This window comes from Methanomethylovorans sp., from assembly GCF_050177135.1.
Lineage (GTDB): Archaea > Halobacteriota > Methanosarcinia > Methanosarcinales > Methanosarcinaceae > Methanomethylovorans.
In genome coordinates, this window is sequence record NZ_JBFXHJ010000034.1 from 1 (window position 1) to 3,785 (window position 3,785).

The following is a 3,785-nucleotide window of genomic DNA, read 5'->3' on the forward strand; positions in this document are numbered from 1 at the left end:
CTTCAGCACCCTGATATACCAGCATCATCACTCCGGATACTGTCCTTGCTCCGGCCTTTTCCGCTTCCGTGAGCAGTTTCGTTTTCAGTGGATTGTACACAATATCAAAGACCACGAGACCCTCATGCATCTGCTTTGCTGTTGCTATGGTAGCTTCCACCTGCGGATGCATTCCTAATGTGGTGCAGTTGATCAGCACGTCAGAGCTGGCTATAAGATCATCCAATCGCTCAAGACCACATCCTTTTACGTTTCCCGCAAGGGCAACATCATCTGCGAGCTGCATAGCCCTTTCAGGCGTACGGTTAGCAATGGTCACATCCGCTCCGTCACTTGCAAGCTGAAAACCGATTCCCCGGGCAGCTCCTCCTGCACCGACTATCAGTACCTTCGCTCCCTCTATTTTCACGCCTGCATCGACAAGGGCCTTTTCAGCTCCTATGCCATCGGTATTGTATCCCCTCATGCCATCCTTGAGGTCTACGGTATTGACCGCCCCCACGACTGCTGCAAGGGGATCTGGTTCCACTGTCCTCAGAGCCTCTTCCTTCAGGGGCACCGTAAGGTTCAGTCCCCCAAATCCCATGGCATGTGCTCCTTTGATAGCATCTTTAAGGTTTTCCTTGCTGACCCGGAAAGCGTGGTAGGTACAGTCCATTCCCAGAGCTTTGAATGCCGCATTGTGCATCACAGGGGACAGTGAGTGCTCTATGGGGTCGCCGAAGACAGCAAACACTTTTTTCATAACAGCACCTTCATCGTTCTCTTCAGTTCTGCTATGTTCAGCTGACCCGGTGCCACAGCCTCTCCAATTGAGCCATAAGTAAGCACTGAACCATAGAACGGTGCTATCACCCGTGTATGTTTTCCAAGATCGCCCATGGCTATCATGCACACGGGTCTGGTAGCTTCATGAGTTACGCGCAGAAGGTTCATGGTGTCGGCAGGCGAATTGGCCTTCGCAGCGAACTTGGCTATGTCGCCTCCGCTTTGCCATGCCATTTCCAGCATATCCTTGATCTTTTCCATGGAAGTGGTTCCATTAAAATCATGATGCGAGACAATAACTGTCTTGCCAAGTTCATGTGCGGCTGATATGAGCTTTTCCCGCAGGTCAGCCTCTGCAGCGAGTTCCACGTCCACCGCATCCACCACAGGCAGAATATCCAGAAGAAGTTGTATTCTCTTTTTTTCCGGTCCTTCCCATTTGCCTCCATCAATTGGTAATCTATTGGTTGCAATACATGGCAGGTTTACCTCTTGCTTTAAGCCTGCGATCATTTCCAGCGCTGACTTTGTATCTTTTATACCAAGCAGGTCCAGCCTGATCTCCAGTATGTCTGCACCCTGCAAGAGAGCCTCTCTGGCCAGTTCCATTGGATAGTCACTTATGACGGCTACAACTGCCGCTCCTTCTGACAGGTCGAAGCTACCTATCTTTACCATAAGCCCTCTGATCATTTCTCGATGATCGTTTCCTCTACCTTCATTCCGAAATGCCGGCCGATTTCCTCGAACTTTACCAGCACCTCGTCTCCGGGTTGAAGGTCGGTGACAGCTATGGGCTTCCCGCCTTTGCTCAGCAGTTTAATGGTCTCTGCGTTCTGCACAATGGTCTTGACAGTCTTTCCGTTAAGGTCGGCCTCTATGAGCATAAGGGGCCTTCTTTCGATCTTTACTCTGCCCACGATACCTTTTCTCTGCTCACCGGCCGCATTAACGATAGCTACTTCATCACCAGCTTCCAGTTCACACAGGTATTTCGTCTTCTCTCCCACCAGTACATAAGCGTGTACCGCTCCGGCATTCACTCGAAATGGCCGCGATGCAACGTACGGGCTGTCATCAGCTTCCGAGTTCACAAGGAAAAGGCCGCAGGATTGTGAACCTACAAGCATACCTTCCCCGCTTGTCATAAGGTTGCAAGTGTCCACACATACACGATCACCCATGCCCACATGCTCCACTTTTGTGACGATGGCAGCTGCAAGTTCAATATCCTCGACACCAGACCTTTCTGCCATTCCCACAGTTTTCTTTATCTCACTTGGGTCGTCAGTATCCAATAACACTCCATCGGATCCATGTTCCATGGTCTCAAGCGAAAGCTTCGCTTCTTCAGAGGTCCTGACCCCGGAAATGATCTGTACGTCTTTGTCATGCAATCCTGCAATGAGGTTTTCCAGAGGAATTACTTTCCAGTCAGTGCCTACGGTTATAATGTAGTCGCAGGCTTCGGCCAGTTCTGCTGCAAACTCTTCATACTGTTTATTGCGGATGACCACGTATCCGGCTACCTTCAAGCCTTTTCCTTTCAGGCGGGTGGCCGTTATTATGTCAAAAGAGCCACTGAAGTCAGGAGGCAGTGGTTTTGTTCCATCCCCTTCGCTTCCTTTCCCTACTACTATGATGTCTGCACCAGACCTTTCATCATGGGCAAAAGCTGCGACCTTTATGTCCCCCAGTTCCCTTACCTTCTCAACATCACTGGCATCTACCAGTACGTAATCCACTCCCGATTCCAGTCCGGTGGTGATCCTGCCTTTCCTGTCATCCCACCTGCCTTCATCGGCTTTTATCCATACGCTTTTCCTGTTCATGTTCTCACGTTGTTTCACTTAAGTATCTCAAGAGCTTCTTCTACAGTACGATCCTTATGCACTATCTCTGTTATTGCTCTTGTAATTTTTGTGGGGTCCTTGTGCTGGAAAACATTCCTGCCAATGGCGACTCCTCTGCTGCCCGCATCAATGGCGCCTCTTATCATTTCCAGGAATTGCTCGTCGGTTTCTGTCTTAGGTCCGCCAGCAATAACAACTGGCACCGGACATCCTTCCACAACATCCTTAAACGAATCCACATCTCCTGTGTATACTGTCTTGACCACGTCAGCTCCAAGTTCTGCTCCTACCCTTGCAGCATGGGCCACCATCACGGGATCATGTGGATTTGTTACTTTCTTGCCCCGGGGGTACATCATGGCAAGCAAAGGTATGCCCCAGATATTGCAGTCTTCAGCTACCTTTCCAAATTTCTGGAGCTGGTCGGCCTCTGTTTCAGAACCCACGTTCACATGTATAGATACTGCATCAGCTCCCATTTTCATTACTTCTTCCACGCTGCAGACCTGAACTTTGTTGTTAGGGTCCGGTCCGAGGGATGTGGATGCGCTCATATGCACTATTAACCCGACATCATGACCGTATCCGCGATGTCCGTGCTTTATCATGCCCTTTTGCATGAGCACCGCATTTGCTCCGCCTTCAGCTACTTTATTGATGGAATCTGCAATGTTGATGAGACCTTTAATGGGACCATCGGATATTCCATGGTCCATAGGTATTATCACCATGTTCCTGCTGTTCCTGTCCATTATCCTTTCGATACGTATGCTTTTTCCAATTTCTGACATATTTGTGATCTCCATTCTAGTGCCGTGCTAGTATGTTACATAGTAACATGGCTAAGGTATATAAAGTTATTTAGAGGAAATAAGTACGTTTCAGGTCCTTCTGGGGCAGAAAAGGTTACTGTCCGCCTTTTTACTCACGCATGAGATTCTCTATCACAAAGCCATTTGAGTTTATCTCATATCTTGCAGGCCCCTTCTCATGATCACTGCCTCTCATCTTGATTATTGATAAGGACTTCTGCAAAACAGAGGATATAAGGCTCTGTTGCAGCATTATTACGGTGTCTGCAACTGATGTTATCTGTATGTCGCATATCTTTGAGCGTTCTTTGCTTTCCGTGGTAAGACAGGTCAGAAGTGATGTAACTCCTTC

5 protein-coding genes are annotated in these 3,785 nt (G+C 48.7%); all 5 read right to left on the reverse strand.

What is annotated here, in order from left to right; genetic code table 11:
* On the reverse strand, positions 1-745 hold a 745-nt coding region (aroE, locus tag AB7U21_RS04400), incomplete at its 3' end, for a shikimate dehydrogenase (RefSeq protein ID WP_428387297.1).
* Positions 742-1,446, reverse strand: a complete 705-nt coding sequence (aroD, locus tag AB7U21_RS04405) for a type I 3-dehydroquinate dehydratase (RefSeq protein WP_333787377.1) — start codon at positions 1,444-1,446, stop codon at positions 742-744. The genes aroD and aroE, both read right to left, overlap by 4 nt.
* An 11-nt stretch (positions 1,447-1,457) precedes the next feature.
* Positions 1,458-2,600, reverse strand: coding sequence for a 3-dehydroquinate synthase II (locus AB7U21_RS04410; RefSeq protein WP_333787383.1), 1,143 nt, complete (start codon positions 2,598-2,600; stop codon positions 1,458-1,460).
* Positions 2,601-2,614: 14 nt separating this feature from the next.
* Positions 2,615-3,412 carry a 2-amino-3,7-dideoxy-D-threo-hept-6-ulosonate synthase gene (locus AB7U21_RS04415; RefSeq protein WP_333787376.1) on the reverse strand — a complete coding sequence of 266 codons (798 nt, stop codon included), beginning with the start codon at positions 3,410-3,412 and terminating at the stop codon, positions 2,615-2,617.
* 130 nt (positions 3,413-3,542) lie between these two features.
* The coding region (locus AB7U21_RS04420; protein ID WP_428387300.1) for an RAD55 family ATPase at positions 3,543-3,785 on the reverse strand (243 nt) is incomplete at its 5' end.

Coding starts and splice junctions, on each gene's coding strand:
- aroD (WP_333787377.1), bottom strand. CDS start 1,446: ATGGTAAAGATAGGTAGCTTCGACCTGTCAGAAGGAGCGGCAGTTGTA.
- AB7U21_RS04410 (WP_333787383.1), bottom strand. CDS start 2,600: ATGAACAGGAAAAGCGTATGGATAAAAGCCGATGAAGGCAGGTGGGAT.
- AB7U21_RS04415 (WP_333787376.1), bottom strand. CDS start 3,412: ATGTCAGAAATTGGAAAAAGCATACGTATCGAAAGGATAATGGACAGG.